At 41.1% G+C, this 23,719-nt stretch carries 19 protein-coding genes; 18 read left to right on the top strand and 1 reads right to left on the bottom strand.

What is annotated here, in order from left to right:
* Positions 1 to 171 precede the first annotated feature (171 nt).
* From bhn_RS11070 to bhn_RS10985, 18 genes are all read left to right on the top strand, one after another.
* Entirely contained in the window at positions 172 to 870 is a 699-nt protein-coding gene (locus bhn_RS11070; RefSeq protein WP_071176750.1) for an ABC transporter ATP-binding protein, read from the top strand.
* A gap of 40 nt (positions 871 to 910) precedes the next feature.
* Entirely contained in the window at positions 911 to 2,491 is a 1,581-nt protein-coding gene (locus bhn_RS11065; protein ID WP_071176749.1) for an efflux RND transporter periplasmic adaptor subunit, read from the top strand.
* A gap of 15 nt (positions 2,492 to 2,506) precedes the next feature.
* Positions 2,507 to 3,718 carry an ABC transporter permease gene (locus tag bhn_RS11060; protein ID WP_071176748.1) on the top strand — a complete coding sequence of 404 codons (1,212 nt, stop codon included), beginning with the start codon at positions 2,507 to 2,509 and terminating at the stop codon, positions 3,716 to 3,718.
* A 14-nt stretch (positions 3,719 to 3,732) separates the two neighbouring features.
* Positions 3,733 to 4,944 carry an ABC transporter permease gene (locus bhn_RS11055; RefSeq protein WP_071176747.1) on the top strand — a complete coding sequence of 404 codons (1,212 nt, stop codon included), beginning with the start codon at positions 3,733 to 3,735 and terminating at the stop codon, positions 4,942 to 4,944.
* A gap of 114 nt (positions 4,945 to 5,058) precedes the next feature.
* On the top strand, positions 5,059 to 8,652 hold the full coding sequence (locus bhn_RS11050) for a DUF5717 family protein (RefSeq protein ID WP_071176746.1): 3,594 nt from the start codon (positions 5,059 to 5,061) through the stop codon (positions 8,650 to 8,652).
* Positions 8,652 to 9,953, top strand: coding sequence for a DUF5716 family protein (locus bhn_RS11045; protein WP_071176745.1), 1,302 nt, complete (start codon positions 8,652 to 8,654; stop codon positions 9,951 to 9,953). Before bhn_RS11050 ends, bhn_RS11045 begins: the two co-directional genes overlap by 1 nt.
* Positions 9,954 to 9,970: 17 nt before the next feature.
* On the top strand, positions 9,971 to 10,810 hold the full coding sequence (locus tag bhn_RS11040) for a hypothetical protein (RefSeq protein WP_071176744.1): 840 nt from the start codon (positions 9,971 to 9,973) through the stop codon (positions 10,808 to 10,810).
* A gap of 22 nt (positions 10,811 to 10,832) precedes the next feature.
* On the top strand, positions 10,833 to 12,026 hold the full coding sequence (locus tag bhn_RS11035; RefSeq protein WP_071176743.1) for an AAA family ATPase: 1,194 nt from the start codon (positions 10,833 to 10,835) through the stop codon (positions 12,024 to 12,026).
* A 119-nt stretch (positions 12,027 to 12,145) separates the two neighbouring features.
* Complete coding sequence (gene purF, locus bhn_RS11030) at positions 12,146 to 13,591, top strand: amidophosphoribosyltransferase (RefSeq protein WP_071176742.1); 1,446 nt, start codon at positions 12,146 to 12,148, stop codon at positions 13,589 to 13,591.
* Positions 13,592 to 13,772: 181 nt separating this feature from the next.
* Entirely contained in the window at positions 13,773 to 15,206 is a 1,434-nt protein-coding gene (purB, locus tag bhn_RS11025; protein WP_071176741.1) for an adenylosuccinate lyase, read from the top strand.
* 110 nt (positions 15,207 to 15,316) lie between these two features.
* Entirely contained in the window at positions 15,317 to 16,180 is an 864-nt protein-coding gene (gene metF, locus bhn_RS11020) for a methylenetetrahydrofolate reductase [NAD(P)H] (protein ID WP_071176740.1), read from the top strand.
* Positions 16,181 to 16,193: 13 nt separating this feature from the next.
* Positions 16,194 to 17,189: an AAA family ATPase gene (locus bhn_RS11015; protein ID WP_071176739.1), complete on the top strand. Its 996-nt coding sequence runs from the start codon at positions 16,194 to 16,196 to the stop codon at positions 17,187 to 17,189.
* Between the two features lie 12 nt (positions 17,190 to 17,201).
* On the top strand, positions 17,202 to 18,101 hold the full coding sequence (locus bhn_RS11010) for a DUF58 domain-containing protein (RefSeq protein ID WP_071176738.1): 900 nt from the start codon (positions 17,202 to 17,204) through the stop codon (positions 18,099 to 18,101).
* On the top strand, positions 18,067 to 18,564 hold the full coding sequence (locus bhn_RS11005) for a hypothetical protein (RefSeq protein ID WP_071176737.1): 498 nt from the start codon (positions 18,067 to 18,069) through the stop codon (positions 18,562 to 18,564). The genes bhn_RS11010 and bhn_RS11005 overlap by 35 nt, the downstream gene beginning before the upstream one ends.
* Positions 18,555 to 19,658 carry a VWA domain-containing protein gene (locus tag bhn_RS11000; RefSeq protein WP_071176736.1) on the top strand — a complete coding sequence of 368 codons (1,104 nt, stop codon included), beginning with the start codon at positions 18,555 to 18,557 and terminating at the stop codon, positions 19,656 to 19,658. Before bhn_RS11005 ends, bhn_RS11000 begins: the two co-directional genes overlap by 10 nt.
* A gap of 53 nt (positions 19,659 to 19,711) precedes the next feature.
* Positions 19,712 to 20,617 (top strand): vWA domain-containing protein, encoded by a 906-nt coding sequence (locus tag bhn_RS10995; protein ID WP_161487325.1) that lies wholly within the window; start codon positions 19,712 to 19,714, stop codon positions 20,615 to 20,617.
* Positions 20,618 to 20,620: 3 nt separating this feature from the next.
* On the top strand, positions 20,621 to 21,382 hold the full coding sequence (locus bhn_RS15730) for a tetratricopeptide repeat protein (RefSeq protein WP_071176734.1): 762 nt from the start codon (positions 20,621 to 20,623) through the stop codon (positions 21,380 to 21,382).
* Positions 21,383 to 21,577: 195 nt separating this feature from the next.
* Positions 21,578 to 22,615: a hypothetical protein gene (locus bhn_RS10985; protein ID WP_071176733.1), complete on the top strand. Its 1,038-nt coding sequence runs from the start codon at positions 21,578 to 21,580 to the stop codon at positions 22,613 to 22,615.
* 67 nt (positions 22,616 to 22,682) lie between these two features.
* Here bhn_RS10985 and bhn_RS10980 read toward each other — a convergent pair whose 3' ends face one another.
* Positions 22,683 to 23,546 carry a class I SAM-dependent methyltransferase gene (locus bhn_RS10980; RefSeq protein ID WP_071176732.1) on the bottom strand — a complete coding sequence of 288 codons (864 nt, stop codon included), beginning with the start codon at positions 23,544 to 23,546 and terminating at the stop codon, positions 22,683 to 22,685.
* Positions 23,547 to 23,719 lie beyond the last annotated feature (173 nt).

Raw genomic sequence — 23,719 nt, 5'->3', positions numbered from 1 at the left:
TTCACTGGCTGATAAGTTCTATGATTTCACAGAAATTTTATTTTTTAAGAACGAATTGTACTTGATTTATTATTGCGGCAAAGCATATAGTAAATAGAACAGCGAAAGGAAAGAGTTTCCGCATAAATATTGGGCTAAATAACTTGGTTTATGCGACGTTAGAGGTTGGTTATGAAGAAACTAGTTGAAATTAAGGATGTTTGCAAGATATACAATCCGGGAGAAAATGAAGTACGTGCATTAAATCACGTAAACCTGACTATAGGTGAAGGCGAATTTGTAGCCATCATCGGACAGTCAGGATCAGGTAAGTCTACACTTATGAATATGCTAGGCTGCCTTGATACACCTACAAGCGGTAAATATTACCTGCATGGTCAGGATGTATCACATATGACTGATGATGAGCAGTCAGACGTTAGAAACAGAGAGATTGGATTCATTTTCCAGGGCTTTAACCTGATCCCATCTCTTACAGCTTTAGAAAATGTTGAGCTTCCTCTTATATATAGAGGAGTCAGCAAAAAAGAAAGAGACAGACTTGCACATGCAGCTCTTAACAGTGTTGGTCTTGAGAAGAGAAAGACCCACAGACCAAATGAGATGTCTGGTGGTCAGCAGCAGCGTGTGGCTATTGCAAGAGCAATTGCTCAGGCGCCACCGATTCTTTTGGCAGATGAGCCTACTGGTAACCTGGATACAGGATCCACTAAGGAGATCATCAGTATTATAAAGAGGCTTTATAGGGAAGGCAGAACAGTGATCATAATCACACATGATCCTGGAATTGCCCAGCAGGCTAAAAGGATCATAACTATCTCAGATGGAGAGATAAAGAGTGACATTATAAATGAAAATTATGTGGATTAAGTTTATCTGATATTCAGTACGCTTAAAAATGGAGGATGAAATGGCTGATAATAAGAAACTTGAAGAGATCAAAGAAGTAAGTAATGAAATAAAGGAAACCACAGGATCTGGCGTGGAAATCTATGATGAAGTGGAAGAAAATGAGGAAAAGGCGGGAAAGCCTGCAAAGAAGAAGTTCAAACTTAAGAAAAAGCACGTGATCATCGGAGTTGTAGCGCTTATAGTTCTTTTCTTTATTGTAAAAACTGTATTTGGCGGAAAGAATCAGGTAATGCCTGTTCAGACTACAGAGGTAGCAAAGAGTGATATCGAAAATATCCTTTCTATCTCAGGAACAGTACAGAGCGCAGAGACAAAGACTTATTTTTCTGAAGTAGCAGCTCCAGTTGATGAAGTAAATGTTAAGGTTGGAGACAAGGTAAAGAGCGGAGATGTTATCTTTACTTACGACGCTGACAGTCTTGATCTTGCTGAGAAGAATGCACAGCTTGCGATCACACAGGCTAAAGGTTCTTACAGCAGCTTATATTCTGGAACAGGCGCAGCAGACAGAAAGTATGCTGAAGGAATGACACCAGATCAGATCAATGCAAGACTTGATGCTATCACAGCTGAGATCAATGCTCTTAACAACAAGATCACAGATAAGACAAGCCGTATGAATCAGACACTTACTGACCTTCAGAAGACAGCTCTTGATATTAACCAAAATGGTATCGCTGATGGTTCAGCAGAGTCATATCTTGATGGCAATGATGGCTATATCACAAGAAGAGAAAATGATAACAATAATAGCGATATATCTGAGAGCAACAAGCAGATGTCACTTGCAGTACAGGAGTCTATCGCGGATGTACAGTATGCTCTTGCTAATGATCCTGAGATCCAGGGATGGAAGAGACAGATCACATCACTTCAGGAAGAACAGTCACATCTTCAGAGTGCTAAGGCTGCTACGATCAATGGCGGACAGGCTCAGGCTTCAAAGGCTCAGTATGAGTCAACACAGCTTACACAGGAAGATGCTATCAGCAAGATCCAGGAAGCAAAAGAAGGCATCAAGGCTGAGTTCAATGGTGTTGTAACTGAGGTTGCTGTAGTTGAGGGAGCAACACTTGCTGCTGGAACTAAGACTGTTACAATGGCAAATCTTGATAATGTAGAGATCACGATTCAGGTTTCAAAGAGCGACCTTCCTAAGATATCTGTTGGACAGAAGGTTGATATCACTATAAATGGCAAGGCATATGCTGGAGAGGTTTCTAAGATCTCAGGTGCAGCAACCAAGAATAACAACGGCGTTGCTGTAGTAGATACTATTATTAAGGTTACAAACCCAGATTCAGACATTATCCTTGGAGTAGAAGCAAACAACAAGATCCATGCTGAAAAGGCTGAGAATACTATCGTACTTCCTTATGAGTACATTCTTACAGATGAAACTGGTGATTATGTTTATGTAGTTGATAACGGCGTAGTTGCAAGAAGAGATGTAGAGCTTGGTATCACAACGAGTACAGATGCTCAGGTCGTAGCAGGTCTTAATGAAGGAGATGAGATCATTACATCAGATACTTCTTTACTTTCAGAAGGAATGGCTGTAGCTGTAGTTAACATGTAATGAATCGGTAACAACATGGGACAGATTAAAGAATATTTTAAAAGTGCGATTAAACAGATAATAGGTAATGGATACCGAACTCTTATGACTATGCTTGGTATCGTCATAGGTATTGCTGCGGTAATCGCTGTAGTTGCTCTTGGTAACGGAATGACTGAGTTCGTTCAGAGTCAGCTCAATGGAATCGCAGGTAATTACGGTACAATCAGTATTAATAGAACAAAGACATCAGATAACCTAGGACCAGATGATGTTGCTATCTTAGAGGAAAAACTCACTGATATAAAAGGTGTGTCTCCTTTCTATAGCGGCAGCGGAAAAGTTAAAGGAACGAGAGGAACCTATGAATGCGACCTTATGGGTGGCTCTGAATCTTTTGAACGAGCCTTTGGTAATGAGGTGGTAAAGGGACAGTATTTTACCAGGCAGCAGGTTGAAAGTGGACAGAGAGTCTGCGTTATGCTCCTTGATGATGCCAAAAAAATCTTTGGAACAGAGGAGTGTATCGGAAGAGAAATAGAGATCACATGCTGGGGAAGGACTGCGACATATACTATTGTTGGCCTTCGTGACCACATGAATGAAATGTATGAGTTCATTATGGCTGGACAAGATTACTATGCCCAGATAGAAGTTCCATATACTGCAATGGCAGGGGATTTCGGCTATTATACAGACAGATACGATATGATAGTTCTTTTTGCAGATCAGGGCGTTCTTGCTAAAAAAGTTAAAGAAGCTCAGGACATTCTCACAAACAGGCATGGATTAAGAGGCGTTAATAATGCCATTACTGCTTATAGTATGGCTGATCTTTCAAAAGAACTGGATACCATCCTTGGATATGCATCCACATTTCTTTTGCTGGTGTCTGTAATATCACTTGTGGTAGGTGGTATTGGTGTTATGAATATCATGCTGGTATCAGTTACAGAAAGAACAAGAGAGATCGGTATCAGAAAGTCCATTGGAGCCAAGACTGGTGCAATTATGTCACAGTTTTTGTTTGAGGCGTGTATTCTTACTTTTTTGGGCGGAGTACTTGGCATAATCCTGGGCATTGTTGCAGCACACATTATCTGTACTGTTATAGGCTTTAAGGTAATCATTACACCAACATCGGTTCTTGGAGCAGCATTTTTCTCAATCCTGGTGGGTATTTTCTTTGGACTTTATCCAGCAAGAAAAGCTGCCAAGATGAAGCCTATTGATGCTCTTAGACTGTAAGAAAGAGGAACTAGATGGGAACCTTTGGAGAATATATAAAAAGTGCATTATCAAGCATAAAGAACAATAAAGGCAGATCTTTTTTGACTATGCTTGGCATCATCATCGGTATATCAGCCGTACTTACGGTTCTAGTGCTGGGTGATGGAATGAAGGAGACTGTAAATGGTGAGATTGATGCCATGGGAGCAACCACTATTTCAGTAAATCTTGATAATACAAAAACTGACAAGACATTTGATCAGGAAGCAATAAATCAGGTTGAAGAAAACTTAAATAATATATACGGAGTAGCGCCAAGCTTTACTACCTGGGGATATGTCAAGGGAAAGCACACACAGTATGAGATGATGGTGCAGGGTACTTCCGAAGCCGCTAAAGAGGGCGGCTCTGTTAAGCTGGCTCATGGAAGATTCTTTACTAGGGGCGATGTGGAAGACCGTAAGCCTGTGTGCGTCATAAGTCAGATTGCTGCTGAAAAGATCTTTGGATATGAGGATGTAGTTGGGCAGAATATAGAACTTACTTTTGACGATAGAACAGCTGAGTTTACAATTGTTGGCGTGACGGAAAACACTCCTCAGGATATTTCTTATGCTGGTTACGGCGGAGATCCTTATTTTATCGGAAGCGCACCTTATACATCTTTTGCTGCAGCCTTTAATTGGAATATAGATGAGTTTACAAGTATCACTATCTATCTTGATAGCGAATACAAAAATGATGTCCTCAAACAGACCAGATCAGTTGTAGAAAACGTTTTGGGTATCAGAGGAGAGAATGCTGTTAAGGTATCATCCGGCTATGGTACAGATCAGACCACAGAGACGATCCTTAACATCATCACTTCAGTAGTAGCTATCATCGCCGCAATATCCCTTCTTGTGGGTGGTATCGGTGTTATGAACATCATGACCGTATCAGTTACAGAGAGAACCCGCGAGATCGGTATCAGAAAGTCACTTGGAGCCAGAACATCATCAATCCTTGTTCAGTTCCTTGCAGAAGCCGCTATCCTTACCTTCACAGGTGGACTTATCGGCATAGCCCTAGGCCTTTCCCTGGCCTTCCTCATCTGCAAACTGATCGATTTTGCCTTCGTAGTCAACCCACTACTCATAGCAATAGTAGTAGCAATCTCAACAGCAATAGGACTTTTCTTTGGAATCTACCCTGCCAGACGTGCAGCCAAGCTAGATCCAATCGAAGCCCTCAGAACAGAGTAATCCAAGCCCACTTTATGCGGGCTTTTTTTATGATGGAATGGGTGTGGATTTGTTAAAGAAATTTGGGGATTTTATGGTATACTAGTATGGAATAATTGTTTTTTGGGGTGAGTTGTGAGAGAAATTGTTGACAGGCTGTTGAAGGGACAATTTGAATATGACGAGAAGAGCCTTGATTTTTCTACGCCCAGAGTGGAACTTCTGCTGGGCCCGGATGAGACTGTCGAAGGTTCTTTTACTATTTTTGGGCCTGACAACAGGCTTGTTGTTGGAGTTGTAAGTTCAAGTGACCTTAGAATGGAGATCCTGACCAAGGAGTTTTCAGGAGCACCTTATGAGGTTTCTTTTAGATATGATGCCCACGGACTTTCTAAAGGTGATGTAATCCAGGGTACCTTCAGGATTGTGTCCAATCAGGGTGAGTATAGCCTTCCGTTTGTTGTCACTGTAAGGCATGATCACATTGCGTCCAGCCTTGGTGATATCAAGAATCTGTTTCATTTTGCAAACCTTGCCAAAACTGATTGGCAGGAAGCTATACGTCTTTTTTATTCAAAGGATTTCATCAATTTATTTCAAGGAAATGATACTCAGTACGAGAGCCTTTACAGAGGCCTTGCTGCTGTGCCTGATAATGAACAGAACGTTGAGGAATTCCTGATCGCCATTAACAAGAAGCAGCCTATGGCGTTTCTTATTGATCAGGATGAGATCCATATAGATTTCACGGGGCTTACCCATGATAATGGTTTACTTATCACTAGAAATGGCTGGGGATATTCACGTTTGAAGGCCGAAGTTGACGGCGATTTCATAGCTCTTGATAAGTATGAACTAAGTGAAGAGAGCTTTAGCGGAAGTTCCTGCCACATGAAGGTGAGACTTCACACAGAGAAGCTTCACGAGGGTAATAACTTTGGAAGGATCGTATTTAGCAATGCTTTCGTCAAAACTGAGATTCCTGTAACTGTATCAGTTGAGCTTAATGACAGGCATCCAACTGCAGATTATCAGGAAAAGAAAAACCTTAAAGTCCAGCTTGTTAAGGTCTATGAGGGTTATAGATGTAAGAAGATCACATCCAGGGTATGGCTTTCTGAGACAGGCAAGATCATATCAAGAATGAATGCTATAGATGACAAGGATCTTGAGTTCAGGCTTTATACGGCTCACTACTACATAACTGTAGGCAGAGTCAATGAGGGAAAGTGGATCCTTGATCATGCGGCCAAAGAGGCACTGGATGCTCCTGGAGATACTATCTATAGTTATTATCTGTATCTTTCCAGCCTCTGCAGTAAAGAGGACAGTGTTATAAACGATATTTCTGAGAGACTTGAAGGAATATTCAGAAGAAATCCTGATAACTGGCGAATTGCATGGCTTCTTCAATATGTATCAGATGATTCAGTTTCATCCAGCCCTAGAAAATGGATGTCTCTGGAAGAGCAGTTTTCATTTGGCTGCAGGAGTCCAATCCTGTACCTGGAAGCTATGAATCTTTTAAATGAGACGCCATCTATCCTTACAAGGCTTGATGACTACGAACTTTATATTCTTGAATACGGTGCCAAAAAGCAGATCATCAGTCTTAATCTTATAGACCAGATCGTATACCTTGCGGCCAGGGCAAGAAATTACGATGAAAGACTCTTTAGGATCCTCAGAGCAGCCTATGAGATCAAGGACAGCGATGAAGTACTTGAGCAGATAGTAGCTCTTTTGATAAAGGGTGGAAAGACTTCAAGAATGGCCTTTGAGTGGTATGCCAAGGGTGTTGAGAGAGCGCTTAGGATCACAAGGCTCTATGAGTATTACATGATGTCGATCTATGTTGACGATGAGGGACTTTTACCTTGTGAGATCAACAAGATGGTACTTATGTACTTCTCATATCAGAGTGACCTTGATTATGAGCAGAATGCCATCCTTTACAGATATATTCACGAAAAGAGAGAGGAATACCCTGAGCTTTACGAATCCTATGTACCTCAGATAGAGAAGTTTCTTATGGCTCAGCTTGATAAGGGCAGGATCAACAAGGATCTTGGCTATCTTTACAGAAATCTTTTGACCAAGCAGATGGTGGATGCCGCCAATGCAGCCAAGGTTCTGTATGTGGTATCAACTGCTGAGATCAAGACTTCAGACAAGCGTGTTAACAGTGTTTGCGTTGTTTATGATAAGTGTGAAAAAGAGATGCGTTATCCGGTAGTTGATGGTAAATGCTATGTGCCATTATACGGAACGGATTACACAGTTCTTTTGACAGATAGAGATGATAACAGATATGCTGCCAGCATACCATATTCTAATGTGAAGATGATGGTGCCCGGAAAGCTCACAAGCTATGCTGTTCCTTATATCCAGAAGGGACAGGAGAATCTGGACCTCTTCCTTAGTGATCTTGGCAAAAATGCATATAACATTGATATGGAGAATGTGGGCAGATATAGAGACCTTGCAGAGTCTGAGCTTGTTAGGGCAAAGTATAGGAATGATATCCGCAGCAATCTCATCAAGTTTTATTATGATAATGATTTTACAAGGCAGCTGACAGAGTATCTGGTTAACGTTGATCCGCTGAATATTACCAGCACTGAGAGAAACGAGCTTTTGGAACTCATGGTAATGGCAGGGCTTTATGAGAAGGCTCTTGAGTGGGTTAAGGCTTATGGCACCCATTCTATCGATGCCAAGATTTTGATGCGTATGTGTGGCAGAATGCTGGATAGAGGCATCTATGAAAATGGAGAGCAGGAAGTTGAGATTGCTTACTGCGCATTTTCTCAGAGCAAGTATGATGAGCAGATCCTGGCTTATCTTGTAGAGAACTTTAACGGTACCATCAAGGAAATGAGAGATGTGTGGAAGGCTGCTGAGTCCTTTAAGCTTGATACCTATGCTCTTTCCGAGAGGATGCTGATACAGATGATGTACAGCGGTTCCTATGTAGGAGAAAAGATAGATATATTCAGGTCTTACGTTTCAAGCGGTGCGGGAACTGATGTGGAGACTGCGTTCCTTGCAATGTGCTCCTATGACTACTTTGTAAGAGGCAAGGTTACAGATAGCTTTATCTACGAAAGAGTTGAAGCGCTAGCCCTTACAGGAGTTCCGCTTCAGGATGTGTCAAGGCTTGCATACCTTAGATATTACGCAACTGAGAAAAGAACTGAGGAAGAATACAACGAAGAAGTTGCGACATCATTCCTCAAGAAGCTTTTGAATGAAAATGTATATTTCCCATTCTTTACAGAGTATGAGGATCTGGTTCCAGATATGGTGCAGTTTACAGACAAGACTATGTTGGAATACAGGACTTTACCTGGAAGGAAATGTGTGATCAACTACAGAGTTGATAATGACCCTGATGCTGAGTACAAGAGCATGGAAATGCGTGAAATGTACGATGGAATCTATGTGTGCTCATTTATCCTTTTCTTTGGGGAACAGCTTCAGTACTACATTACTGAGGATACAGGGGCTGAGGAGCCTGCTCTTACTGAGAGTGGAACTATCCAAAAGAGTGATATCATCAAGATTCAGGGCAGCAGCAGATACAGCATTATCAATGACATTATGATCGGTGAGACTTTGCAGGATTATGACACTGCTTACAAGCTTATGTCAGAGTTCTACAAAAAGAGATTTATAAGTGACAAACTTTTTACTCCAATACTGGATAATACAGAAGGAAGATACTAATGCTTTTTGGAAGTTCGGATGAAAAGCGCTTTGTACTGGGATATGATCTTGGGGATAAGGTTTCGCAGATAAGCTATTTGGCTTCGGATGCGGATATGCCTGAGACATTGTCAGTGCTTGCGGGAGCAGAACTATATAATATCCCAACAGTTCTTTGCAAAAGAAATGAGGTAAACCAGTGGTTTTACGGCAAAGAAGCTGTGAGACATATTGAAGACGGTGATGGTGTGGCTGTTACCGGTCTTGTTGCTGCGGCCAGAACTGGAAAAGCAGTGGTAGTTGGAGATGCTGAATATGATCCAATAGCTCTTTTGACCTTGTTTATCAAGAGGAGCTTGTCCTTGTTGGCAATGGAACTGTCACTTGATAATGTTGATGCTATCATGTTCACCACAAAGAGCCTTGATCACAGAATGGTTCAGGTCTTAAATGCGGTGACATCAGCGTTAGAGCTCAAGACTCAGAATGTTTTTTATCAGAGCCATGAGGAAAGTTTTTACAACTACATGCTCTATCAGCCGGAGGATCTGATGCATCATTCGATACTGGCCTGTGATTATGATCTTGATGACCTTCATGTTTACGAGATGAACCTTAATCACAATACTACGCCGGTTGTTGCAACTATAGATGTAAAGAGCTTTGACGACCTAAGGCTTCCTAACGAGGAATTTCCAAAGGAGGCACCTCTTTTCCACAAGACCTGTGAGAGGCTTGATGATGAATTCCTGACCATCATGCAGAAGGTCTGCGAGGATAGGATCGTTTCTACGGTATTTCTTTTGGGAGATGGCTTCAAGGAGAAGTGGCCAAAGCGTTCGCTGGAGTTCCTGTGCAGGACAAGGCGTGTGTTCCAGGGAAACAATATGTTTAGTAAGGGCGCCAGCATAGCAGCAAGAGAGAGGATCAACCCTTCTGACAATTCCAAGAAGTACGTATTTCTTGGGGAAGACAAGCTTAAGTCCAATCTTGGAATGAAACTTTTAAAGTGCGGCACAGAAGTTTACTACGCTCTTTTGGATGCAGGTGCTAACTGGTATGAAGCTGGAGCACAGCTTGAGATCATCATGGATCCAAGCGGTATCCTTAATATAGAGGTTACCCCTCTTACGGGCAAGATGCCCAAGATGGTGCAGTTATATCTTGATGGCCTTGAGAAAAGACCTGAAGGCACCACGAGACTTCGGATCACGCTGTTTATGAATTCTGTGAGCGAAGTTGCAGTCAAGGTCCAAGACCTTGGCTTTGGAGAACTGTTCCCTTCAACAGGAAAGGTTTGGGAGCAGGTTATTGAATTGTAACATGAGAGGATAGAGTTATGAGCAGACCGATTCTTTGTATCGGAACTTATGCAAAAACTCCATATCATTTAGAAAAAGTGGGCAGAAATGTGTTCTGTATTGAAGAACTTTGCTACTGCCTTGTTAATAATGCATTTCTTTTGGATGAGGACTCTTTTGGCAATGAGCTTTTTGACTGGATCGATAAGGAATGTTCCCTGGAAAATCTGGCAGATGAGCTTCGTGGCATGTATCTGAAAAGGTGTTCTATTGCTTCACTTGCAGGTACTATACTTGATTACGTTGGCTATAACAGCCGCAAGGAGATAGATAGAACTGAAGAGATCCTTAGAGCCAATGCTGGAATGGATGTTTACATGAAGAAGCTTGCAAGAGCAGAGTTTCTTATTAGAAATCACAAGTACAGTCTTGCTTTTAAGGAATATGAATTTCTTTTGAATAATACTCCTGACCTAGATCAGTCCATGAGAGCAAGGATCGAGCACAATGAAGGTGTTATGTATGCAAAACTGTTCCTGTTTGATAAGGCTTCTAACATGTTTCTTAGAGCTTATGAGGATGGCGGTGACAAAGAGTCTTACCTGCAGTATCTTGCAGCAGTAAGGATGAAGCTTTCCGACAAGGAATATGTTTCTTTTATCGCAGAAAATGAAGAGGCCTATGAGGCTTCCCTTGAACTTGAAAAGCGCATGAATGAAGCAACTGAGCTGTATGGAGCTACCAAGGAGAATCATGCTCTTGGAACTCTTTCAGTATACAAGGCTGAAGGCAGGATGCATGAGTACTACGCAATGGCTGGTGAGATGGCTGAGGAACTTAAAGAGGAATACAGAAGTCTTGTGAAGCACAAAAACTAAGGTTTGTCTTAGGGAGTAAGATATGGGGATTCTTGATAATATTTTTAGAAATTCAAGAGATGATGAATGGGAACAGCAGGTAGAACTTGAAAACTGGAATGACATTGTCTATACCAGAAAGTCTCTTGATATGGATGATCCTGTTCAAAGAAGAGAATATATAGGAAGCTGCCTTCAGCAGATGGAGGAGGCAGCCAAGGAGCTTGATGCCCTTGAGTTTGAGTATAACGATGTTACAAGTCACTTAAGGGATATGGAAGAGATCGATGCGCTGCCACCTGAACAGAGAGCTGAGATCAATGAATGTGCCCAGAAGATCCTTGATTCTCAGGATCAGCAGGAAAAGTTCAGCAAGAGAAAGAGCAAGATGACCGATGAGGAGTTTGAAAGAATGGAAAGACTTCAGTCGGAAGCTCAGGCTGGTTCGAAAAAGCTTATGGAAGCTGAAGATTTCCAGAGGAAGATAAGAAACGATCTTAAGCGCCTTGATGGGGAACTTGAAGCTTACTTCTTTAGAGAGGAAGAGCTTGAGAACACTATGGAGAATTCCAAGAAGCTTATCATTGCCATAGGAACAGCTCTTGTTTTTGCAATATTTGTTTTACTGGTACTGCAGTTTGGACTTAAGCTCAATGTAGTATATGGTTACATGGTGGCAATCCTACTGGCGGCTATATCTATAACTGTGCTGTATGTCCAAAGTACTAACGCTGTAGTTGAGATGAAGACGGTAAAAAAGTCCATTTCAAGGCTTATAATGCTTCAGAATCAGGTTAAGATCCGTTACGTCAACAATACTAACCTTATTGATTATCTGTGCCTTAAGTACAGAGTTATGAGTTCAGGTGAGCTTACAGATCTTTTTGAGAGATACAGCAGGGAAAAGAGGGAGCGTGCAAGGTACGAGGATGCCAGAAAGCTTCTTGATTCAAACCAGAAGGATCTGATCTATATGCTAAGACACTTTAGGGTAAGAGATCCAGAGATCTGGATCCATCAGCCGGAAGCACTTCTTAGTCACAATGAAGAAGTTGAGATCAGGCACAACTTAAATGTTCGCAGGCAGTCTCTTAGAAAGAGAATGGAGTACAACAAAGATGTTGTAGCCGGTAATGCCAAGAGAGAGATTGAAGATACAGCTCGTCTTTATCCTCAATATGCTCAGGAGATACTTGATATGGTATCAAGATATGAAGAAAGATATCCAGACATGTAAAAAATCATGTCTGGATTTTTTTACATATAGTTTAATTTTTCCATTGTCAGAAAATCCGGTTGATGATATTATTTCTTTGTTTGTGGAAATCATAACTTTTCATTAATTGAGGAGATTAGATGGGAAACGATATCAGAACGGAAAACTACAAGCATCTCGGGGAAGAGTGCGGTGTTTTCGGAATGTATGATTTTGATGGAGGAGACGTTGCAGGATCCATTTACTATGGACTTGTCTCTTTGCAGCACAGAGGTCAGGAGAGCTGCGGTATCGCTGTGAGTGATACTAGTGGACCTAAAGGTAAGATCGTAAGTTACAAGGACATGGGACTTGTAAATGAAGCTTTTACACCAGATACACTTGATAAGCTTAAGGGCGACATCGGTGTTGGTCACGTTCGTTATTCTACGGCTGGCAGCAGTACCAGAGAGAATGCGCAGCCACTTGTTCTAAACTATGTTAAGGGAACCTTGGCACTTGCCCATAATGGTAACCTTGTCAATGCGCCAGAGCTCAGACAGGAGCTTGCTTATACTGGTGCGATTTTCCAGACTACAATTGATTCAGAAGTAATTGCATATCATATTGCCAGAGAAAGACTTGTTTCTACTTCGGTAGAAGAAGCTGTTGGAAGAGCAATGCTCAAGATCAAGGGAGCATATTCACTTGTTATCATGTCACCAAGAAAGCTTATTGGAGCAAGAGATCCTTATGGATTCAAACCACTTGTGATCGGGCGAAGAGAGAACTGTTACGTTCTTGCTTCTGAGACATGTGCTCTTGATACTATCGGAGCAACATTTATCCGTGATGTTGAACCGGGTGAGATCGTTACTATTTCACCTGAGTATGGTATTCAGTCCAATAAGAGTCTTTGCCTTCCTAAGGAAGAGCATGCAAGATGCATCTTTGAATATATCTATTTTGCCAGACCAGACAGTAATATTGACGGCGTAAGCGTGTATGATGCAAGAATTGCTGCAGGTAGATTCCTTGCCAAGGATTCGCCGGTTGATGCAGATCTTGTAGTAGGTGTTCCAGAGTCGGGTAACGTAGCAGCCCTTGGCTATGCTATGGAATCAGGAATCCCTTATGGTCAGGCATTTGTCAAGAATTCATATATCGGCAGAACTTTCATTAAGCCCAAGCAGAAGAATAGAGAATCAAGCGTTCAGGTCAAGCTCAATGCATTAAAGAGCGCAGTTGAAGGTAAGAGGATCATCATGATCGATGACTCTATCGTAAGAGGTACAACTTCTGACAGGATCGTTAGAATGCTTAGAGATGCCGGAGCCAAGGAGGTCCACATGAGAGTAAGTTCACCACCATTCTTGTGGCCTTGCTACTTTGGTACAGACGTTCCAGCTAGAGATCAGCTTATTGCCTACAACAGAAATGTAGAAGATATTTGCAAGATCATTGGTGCTGATTCACTTGCTTATCTTGGAATCGACAGACTTGAAGAGATGGTTGGCGGCAAGCTTGGAATCTGTAAGGGATGCTTTACAGGCAAATATCCGGTTGATCCACCTAAGGGTGATATTCGAGGAGAGTTTGAGCAATAAGTGGATGAAAAACCAATTTTTGTTTCTGCTTGCAGAAAAACAAAATTGGTTTTGAAGACACAATGGACATGAGGAAGTAGCACGATAGTGCGGATTCCGAATGGCCGTAGGATTGCGAGAGCGAAGCGGAGCAATCCGTATTGCTCAAAATGTGAAAATTGGTTTTAAAAAGGAGAACAGTATGAGTACAGATCGTTATACAAGCCCATTATCAGAGCGATATGCAAGTAAAGAGATGCAGTACATCTTTTCCCAGGACATGAAGTTCAAGACTTGGAGAAAGCTGTGGATCGCTCTTGCAGAAATAGAAAAAGAGCTTGGTCTTAATATAACTCAGGAGCAGATCGATGAGCTTAAGGCTCATCAGGATGACATCAACTATGATGTTGCCAAGGCTAGAGAAAAAGAAGTTCGTCACGATGTAATGAGCCATGTATATGCTTATGGCCAACAGTGCCCAAAGGCTAAGGGTATCATCCACCTTGGTGCAACCAGCTGCTACGTTGGCGATAACACAGATATCATCATCATGACAGAAGGCCTTAAGCTTGTTCGTAAGAAGCTTGTCAATGTTATCTATGAGCTTTCTAAGTTTGCTGACAAGTACAAGGATCAGCCAACACTTGGATTTACACATTTCCAGCCAGCACAGCCAACAACAGTTGGTAAAAGAGCTACACTCTGGCTTCAGGATTTCACCATTGATCTTGAGGACCTTGATTATGTCCTTGATAATATGAAACTTCTTGGTTCAAAGGGAACAACTGGAACACAGGCTTCATTCCTTGAGCTTTTTGATGGAGACCTTTCAAAGGTTGATAAGCTTGATCCAATGCTTGCAGAAAAGCTTGGCTTCAAGGGATGCATGGCTGTTTCAGGTCAGACCTACAGCCGTAAGATCGACATGAAGGTTATCAACGTTCTTGCAGGCATCGCATCATCAGCAACTAAGATGGCTCAGGATATCAGACTTCTCCAGCATCTTAAGGAAGTTGAAGAGCCATTTGAAAAGAGCCAGATCGGTTCATCAGCTATGGCTTACAAGAGAAATCCTATGAGAAGTGAGCGTATCTGCTCTCTTGCAAGATATGTCATCATCGATACACTTAATCCTGCTATTACTGAGGTTTCACAGTGGTTTGAGAGAACACTTGATGATTCTGCCAACAAGAGACTTTCAATTCCTGAAGGCTTCCTTGCAACAGATGGTATCCTTGATCTATGTCTCAACGTTGTAGACGGACTTGTTGTATATCCTAAGGTTATTGAAAAGAGACTTATGTCTGAACTTCCATTTATGGCTACAGAGAACATCATGATGGATGCAGTAAAGGCCGGCGGAGACAGACAGGAACTTCATGAGAGAATCAGAGAGCTTTCAATGGAAGCTGGCAAGACGGTTAAGGTTGAAGGTAAGGACAATAACCTTCTTGAGCTTATAGCTGAAGATCCAGCATTTCCTCTTTCACTTGAGGAACTCAAGGCTTCTATGGATCCAAAGAAGTACGTTGGATGCAGTGCTCATCAGGTTGAAAAGTTCTTATCAGAGGTTGTTGATCCTATCCTTGATGCCAATAAGGATGACCTTGGAGTAAAAGCTGAGATCAATGTTTGATTTTGCAAAATAATATAAATTACAGGACATTAAATGGCGCAGGTGATAACTTGCGTCATTTTTGTATATTTGATAGACTAGCGAAGAGGATTTTTTAGGAGGCTACCGGTATGAAAATCATAGATATTCTAAATAGCAAAGATGTCACATTGTCATTCGAAGTTTTTCCACCTAAAACGGATGCCGGATATGCAGCAGTTGAGAAGGCGGCAGCAGAAATCGCTGCTCTGAAGCCTGATTTCATGAGTGTTACTTATGGAGCTGGCGGTGGAACAAGCCAAAATACAGCTAATATTGCGGCTGATCTGCAGAATAAATATGGTGTGGATGTGATTGCTCATCTTACCTGCGTTTCTTCTACTAAAGAGTACGTAGATTCAATGATCGACGCATACAAAGAAAAAAGAATTGAAAATATCATGGCACTTAGGGGAGATATTCCAAAAGAAGGTAGAGTATGCTATGACTATGATCATGCATACCAGCTGATCTATGATATTAAATCTAAGTACAGTGATTGCTGTATCGGTGGAGCTTGTTATCCAGAGGGACACGTTGAATGTGCCCGTCAGTCAGAAGATATCGTTCATCTCAAAGAAAAAGTGGATGCAGGCTGTGACTTCCTTACAACTCAGATGTTTTTTGATAATTCAACATTATATCAGTTCCTGTATCGAATCAGAGAAAAAGGAATTGAGGTCCCTGTTCTTCCAGGTATCATGCCTATCACAAATGTGAAGCAGGTTTCACGAAGTGTGGCTCTTTCTGGTTCAACCATTCCGCAGAAGATGAAGATCATGGTGGATAGATTTGCGGATGATCCTGACAAGCTTAGGGAAGCTGGAATCATATATGCAAGTGATCAGATCATTGATCTGATTTCAAATGGAGTAAGCCACATACACGTTTATTCTATGAATAAGCCGGAAATTGCTGCAGGAATCATGCGCAACCTGGCTACAATAATAAAGTAAAGGGAAAGAGAAAATGGACGCAAAAAATAACATTAGTCAGGAAGATTTTAATTACTCACAGGAAGTAATCAAAAAGTTATCAGATTACTTCGATGCCAAAGTAGTAGGACAGAAGCAGCTTAAGTTCTCACTTATTGCTTCTATCATTGCTGATGGCCATATCTTGGTAGAGTCTGTTCCAGGACTTGCTAAGACAACAGCCGCTAAGGCTATTTCAGATGCTGTAGACGGAAAGTTTGCAAGAATTCAGTGTACACCAGATCTTTTACCTGGTGATATCGTAGGTACACAGATCTATAATCAGGCAACTAACAAGTTCGAGACAATCCTTGGACCTGTATTTGCTAACTTTGTACTCCTTGATGAGGTTAACCGTTCCTCTGCCAAGACTCAGGCTGCCATGCTTGAGGCAATGCAGGAAAAGCAGGTTACTATCGGCGGCGAGACATATCGCATGCCAGAAGATATCTTCATAGTAATCGCTACTCAGAACCCTATCGAGCAGGAAGGCACATATCCTCTTTCAGAGGCTCAGACAGACAGATTCCTTGTTAAAGAGGTTATAACATATCCTACAGCTGCTGAAGAAGTTGAAATCTTAAGCCGTATCGAGTCAGGTGTTATCTCAAGAGTTGATGATCCTGTTCTTACTATCAAGGATGTTGATAAGGTTCAGGATATCGTTGATCAGGTTTATGTAGATGATGCTGTTAAGTGGTATATCTCAAGTATCGTAGTTGCCAGCAGAAGAGCAAACCAGATTCCTGGATTTGAACTTGGCAAGTATGTTCGTATCGGTGTTTCACCTCGTGCATCTATTGCATTCCTCAAGATGGCTAAGGCGGCAGCGCTTATGCAGGGTAGAACTTATGCTACTCCAGAGGATGTTAAGCTCGTAAGACATCAGGTTCTCAGACACAGGATCGGTCTTAATTATTCTGCAGTTGCTGACAACATCACCATTGAACAGGTAATTGACGGAATCGTAAACTCTGTTAAGACACCATGATGAGATGAAGCTATGAACATAGATTATGAGTATTTATCAAGAATTAGAAGAGCGGTGACTCTTTATACAACTAGAAAGACCTCTAACATCTTAGAGGGCGATTTCCATTCTATCCACAAGGGTAGGAGTATGGATTTCGAGGATCTCAAGGAATACACTCCTGGAGATGAGGTCCATGATATTGACTGGAAGTCTTCTTCCAGAATGGGAACTATCCTGGTCAGACGTTACATGACTGATAGAAGACACAACATGATGTTTGTGTGCGACTGCGGTACCAAGATGACTGGTGATACTCCTTCAGGTGAAGCCAAGAAAGATCTTGCTCTTATGACATTTGGGACAATGGCTTATATTGCCGGTAGAAACGGTGCGGATTATGCTTTGTCTTTTCCAAATGCAGGCGGAGCATTTATGAGCATGTTCAAATCAGGAGCTGATCATCTCGAAAAACTGCTTTACGAGTATCAGAAATGCGTCACAACTGACGGAGCTCAGGATATTTCCAAGACTCTTAAGGATGTTATCAACAATGTCCATAAGAGAATGATCATTTTCCTTATTACTGATGTCAGCACTTTGGCGACAATTGATAAGAATCTCATCAGAGCTATTACCAGTGACCACGACCTTGTGGCTATTGGCATTCAGGATGCAGGTCTTACCGGCCAGAGCGTATTCGATTTAGATATTGGAAGGTATGAGAGATTTTTCTTTTCACATAATGCTAAATTAAGAGAGCTTGAACAGAGCATCAGGACCGAGGAAGCTGATATTATAAACGAGAACTGCAGACAGGGTAGGGCATCTGTCGTTTCCATCAAAAAGGAAAGCGAGATCATTGATAACATTATCCTTCTGCTAGAAAGGTACAGACATGGAAACTACGGTTACATTACAACCACCGTTTGAATTTTATCTGTGGGTATGGCTTTTTGCTATTTCAGCGCTGCTCTTATCTGTGGCTTTTCTTTTGATAATGAGACATTTCTATAAAAAGGCTCAGTCACAGGTAGAAGCTACAAAGGAAGGCCCAGTTTTCATCCAACCTTCACAGAGAGTTATCACAAACGCAAAGGGCAGATATGTTGGAATGATCCAGGCTGTTCTGGCGGATTATAATGCAAAGAAAATTACAAAAAGAGATGGCTATCAGAAGCTTAGTATTATTATTAGAGGATTTGTACAGGAGACTACAGGTATCAATGTGGAAAACTATACTCTCTATGAGATCAAGGGACTTGGGATTGAGAAGCTCAATAAGCTGATCGAGGAATACTATGTACCTGAATTTGCTGAGGATAACAGAGCTACCAGGATGAGCTTTGAAGCTTCATGCAATAGCGCTATGGGAGTGATAAAAACATGGAATTGATGCACAAAAGTGTTGTCATTATCGGCGGCATTATTCTTGCTGTGGTACTGTTTGCACTACTTGGTGTGCAGCGCCACAAGGCAAATTCATATTCCACAGGCATAAAGGCAGCGAACACATCAAGGATCAGGCAATCAGCTATATATAAAAAGCTTGAGAAAAGATACAAGATCCTTAGATGCATTTTGGTTGCTTCACTTGTGGGAAGTATCTTATCATCACTTTTCCTTATAGCCAGACCTTTTGAAACAAAAGAGATCGAGAGCACTATAAAGAAAAGAGATATCATCATCTGTTTGGATGTTTCATATTCACTGTATGACCTTAACTACGAGGTTACAGATTACATTGAGGAACTTGTCAGAGGGCTTGAGGGAGACAGAATTGGAATCAACATATTCAATACCTCGACAGTTACCTATGTGCCTCTTACTGACGATTATGATTATGTTTTAGACAAGCTTGATGAACTTGAGCAGTACTTTGTTTTGCAAAAAGAGTTCATGGAGACCTATAATGGCAAGAAATACTCTGATCTTACTGATGAAGAATATGAAGAGTATGAGAAGATGGCGATCAAACTGTCATATTTTGATGCTGGTACAGTATATAACTCTGATGTTAAGGGCTCATCACTTATTGGTGAAGGACTTGCTACAGCTCTTTATTCATTCCCATACCTTGGAGAATCAGAGCGAACAAGAGTTATCATCATGTGTACTGACAATGAGCTTAGTAACATTGCTCCACAGGTTGTTGATGTGGAGAAGGCAGCAGAGGCTTGCGCTGTTAATGATGTAACTGTTTATGGCATCTATCCTAGAGAAGAGGTTTTCTACATGCCAGATCTCTATGATTACGAAGAATGTAAGAGCGAGTTTGAGAATGCTATCAAGATAACAGGCGGTAAGCTTTATATCAGAACTACTGATAATTCAGTAAAAGATATTGTTGGAAGCATTCAGAAGGAGGATGCACTCCTTGTTAAGACTGTTGCTTCCAAAGAATATACAGACATGCCGTTTATACCATTTGTCACATTGCTTATGTGCTTTGTGGCTTCAATAACGGCAGGATTGGTGTTACAAAGATGAGAATATTACCTATTATACCTATATTTTCGCTGCTTGCCATATTTGTCATTTTGATGACTGCAACAGTGATCATAATCTGTAGGAATCAGTTAAAACTAAAAGAAAAGATTTTTTCTATAGCAAGATTATCCATTATCTATATTCTCGTACTGTGCATTGGCCTTAGACCTGTTACAGTAGACGATAATGTAGAATTTGCTACCAAGAATCTGGATGTTCTCTTTGTTGTAGATACTACTCTTAGTATGTGGGCAGAAGACTACAGTGGCAAAAACACTAGAATGAGCGGAGCACTCAAGGATGTCCAGTATATTATCGATGAACTTGCAGGAAGTAACTTTGCTATTGTTACTTTTGATAACAAGTCAAAGGTAGTAAGCCCATTTACTCAGGATGTTAGATATATCGAAGATCTTATGGCTACTATTACTCAGATTGATTCATATGATGCAGCTGGAAGTAGTCTTAATCTTCCATACTACGATATGAGATCGCTTCTTTCTTCTTCTAGAAAAAAAGAGAATAGAAAGACAGTGGTTTTCTACATCAGTGACGGTGAGATCACTAATGGAGAAGAACTCCAGTCCTATGCAGAACTTGCAGAATTTGTGGATACTGGTGCTGTTTTGGGCTATGGTACAGAAAAAGGTGGTAAGATGAAGGATGGCAGCTGGGGATATGTATATGACAGCTCTACCCATAAGGATGCTGTTTCTGTGATCGATGAAGCAAATCTTCAGCAGGTAGCTACAGATCTTAATATCAGCTATTTTAACATGAACTCAGGACATGGTCCTATCAAGGGAATCATTGAAGAAGTCAAGAATCAGTGCAAGACTGTTATGGATAAAGAGACAGGTGCTGAGAGATATATAGACATATACTATTACTTTGCTATTCCTTTGGCTCTTATGATGTTACTTGAATTGTACATAATAATAAGAAAGGGGAGATTGTAATTTATGAAGAAGAAACCTTTAAAGGTTATGATACCCTTTATTATTTCTATTGTACTTGTTGTGATCACAGGCCTTTTTATGTTGAAGGTGCTTTTAAACCATTTCTTTGTTGTAGCATATGCTTCCGAAACTTATGCTGCGCCAGTGCAGGAGTTTGAGACTATGTTCAATCATCCTGAAAGCTATCTTCCGTATTACAACCTTGGTAATTGCTATTACCAGGGAGGAGACTATTCTACTGCAGCGGCATATTATTATCAGGCTCTTTCATATGAAGATATTCCACAAGACAGGGATATCCCTATCAGAATAAATCTGGCATTGGCGCTTTGCTATAGTATCGATTTTGATAATCTTAAATCTGATACAGATATACAGAGTGCGCTGCAGGTATTATACACAGCAAGAGATATCCTTATGGAAAAAGGATATGCCAATGATGAAGGTACTGGAACTGATGCGACTGCTCAGCAACTCAAGGAAGATATCGATAAGATGATCGAGAAGCTCCAGCAACAGCAAAATAGTAATGATGATTCTAATGATCAGGAGCAACAACAGCAGGAGCAGGAGAAAGAAAAGGAACAAGAACAGAACCAAAATCAGGATCAGCCTCAGCCTATGACACAGGAAGAGATTCAAGAGATTCAGGATAACAGAACTAAATCAGCTAATGAAAGAGCTGAGGAACAGGAATATTACGGACAATATGATGAAAATGGTGAAGAAACCGCAGGTGGTTCAGGACCAGAACATCCATGGTGATCAGAAGCTCGCACTTTTGTGCGAGCTTCTTCTTATTTCCGCCGGTCTGGACACAGGAGGACGGAAGCCTTGGATGTAGTGGGGGAGCTTCGACTTCTAACTTTTGGCATTTTAACATGCTTTGCAACATATACCATATGATGTATAATAGAGTATGGAAAAAGGAAGATGTTGTATGAAAGGGGTAAAAACATTATGAAAAAACGAATATCGATGATATTAAGCGTACTGCTTACGCTTATACTGATATTGACTACAGCATTTACATATTCTGTTGATACTAAGGCGGCAGAGACCACCTTCTCAGGGACGGTTTCTGATAAAACAACTTCAGATATCCTGTATCTGTCCACAAGCGGTGGAACAATGGAAATCAAAATCGACAGTTCAACTCAGGTAAGTGGAACCAAGCTTATTCTTCCAGGAAGCAGTATTACAGCTTCATGCTATAGAGGAAGTGATGAATATTGGCATGCATCTACTCTTACTGGAACAGCAAAGGTTGGTAAGGTAACCATTGATGCTAACAACAAAGCAACAGTAAAAGGTACTATTGCAAAAGGTACATCAGAAGAACTTCTATATTTAAATACAGACAACGGAACAATGCAGATCAAGATGGATGATGAAACAGATCTTTCAGGCGTTACAATGCTCATCATTGGTAAGAGTGTTCAAGTTGTAGTTGCAAGAGGATCAGATGCTTATATGCATGCTCTTTCAATTTCAAGTAATGGCGGAGCCTCTGCTACATCAAGTTCAGCAGCTGGTACTTCTTCAGGAAGCGGTGTAACTGGAACAGTAGAGAAGGGTACTACTTCTTCGATTCTTTATCTTTCAACATCAGCAGGAACAATGGAGTTTGTCCTTGATCTTGCAACAGATGCAAGTGCTTGCCGCGTACTTATGCCAGGCGAAAGTATTACAGTTAACTTCTACAGAGGAAGTGATGCATGGAATCATACATCCAAGCTTGTTAATAACTCAGCTAGTGCAGCTTCTGAAGTAACACTGGATGCTTCATCCAAGACTACAGTTTCAGGTAAGGTTAACTCAAGCACAACAGAGAATACACTTTATCTGGAAACAAGCGGCGGAACAATGCAGATCAAACTTGATGCAGCTACAAACTTCTCAAGATGCCCTGTAATCCTTCAGGACAAGAATATTTCAGTAGTGATCGAGCGTGGCTCTGATGAGTACTATCATGCAGTATCAGTAAGTCTTAACTAATATGTGACAAATAAAATGAAGCTTGGATTTTTCCAAGCTTCATTTTTTATATGTAGAAATATGATTTTTATTTTGCTGTCCAGCGTCCACTTGCTCCGCATGGAAGTACAAGACCATTCCCTTTTACAGGAAGTCCAATCTCATTAGCCTCTACAGTTCCTTCGTGTATAGGATCGAGGACTGTATGAAGCATATAAGAAAGAACTGCTGGCTGTAAACCTGTTGTGTATGAGTTAATAAGGAAGAACAGTGGGTTATCTGAAAGGAGCTTAGCAGATAACTGAATAAATGGGAAAACAGATTCTTCAATTTTCCAGATCTCACCCTTAGGACCTCTACCATATGAAGGAGGATCCATGATGATGGCGTCATATTTGTTGCCGCGTCTTATTTCTCTTTCAACAAACTTAACGCAGTCATCAACGAGATATCTGATAGGAGCATCAGCAAGTCCTGATGAAGCCGCATTCTCTTTTGCCCAAGCAACCATACCCTTGGCGGCATCAACGTGAGTTACGCTTGCCCCGGCCTTGGCGGCAGAAACAGTAGCGCCACCTGTATAAGCAAAGAGGTTAAGAACTTTAATTGGACGACCGGCTTCCTTTATTAATGAAGAAAACCAATCCCAGTTAGCTGCCTGTTCAGGGAAAAGACCTGTGTGCTTGAAGCTGAAAGGCTTAAGATTAAATGTAAGTTCCTTATAATTAATAGTCCATTCTTCTGGAAGCTTATGGAATTCCCATTCACCGCCGCCTTTATTGCTACGATGGTAATGGCCGTTGAATTTCTTCCATCCGTAATGTTTCTTCTCTGTATTCCAAATAACCTGCGGGTCCGGTCTTACGAGTAAATAGTCACCCCAACGTTCAAGTTTCTCACCGCTTGAGGTGTCTAATACTTCATAGTCTTTCCATCCGTCTGCAATCCACATAGATCTAATTCCTTCCATATAATGTATTCTTTATAATAGTTTAAACTCTGATAATAGTTTTTTCTATTAATAAATGTTATGATTTGCGATAATGTGCAGGTCACATTGTACTACAGCACCTGTTTATAGTCACCTAAATGAATAAAAAGATTAATTTCGATCAAGAAAAATAG

It is taken from the genome of Butyrivibrio hungatei, from assembly GCF_001858005.1.
GTDB lineage: Bacteria > Bacillota > Clostridia > Lachnospirales > Lachnospiraceae > Butyrivibrio > Butyrivibrio hungatei.
Note: the sequence above shows the minus strand (reverse complement) of the source record. Positions and strands in the feature narration are given on the sequence as shown.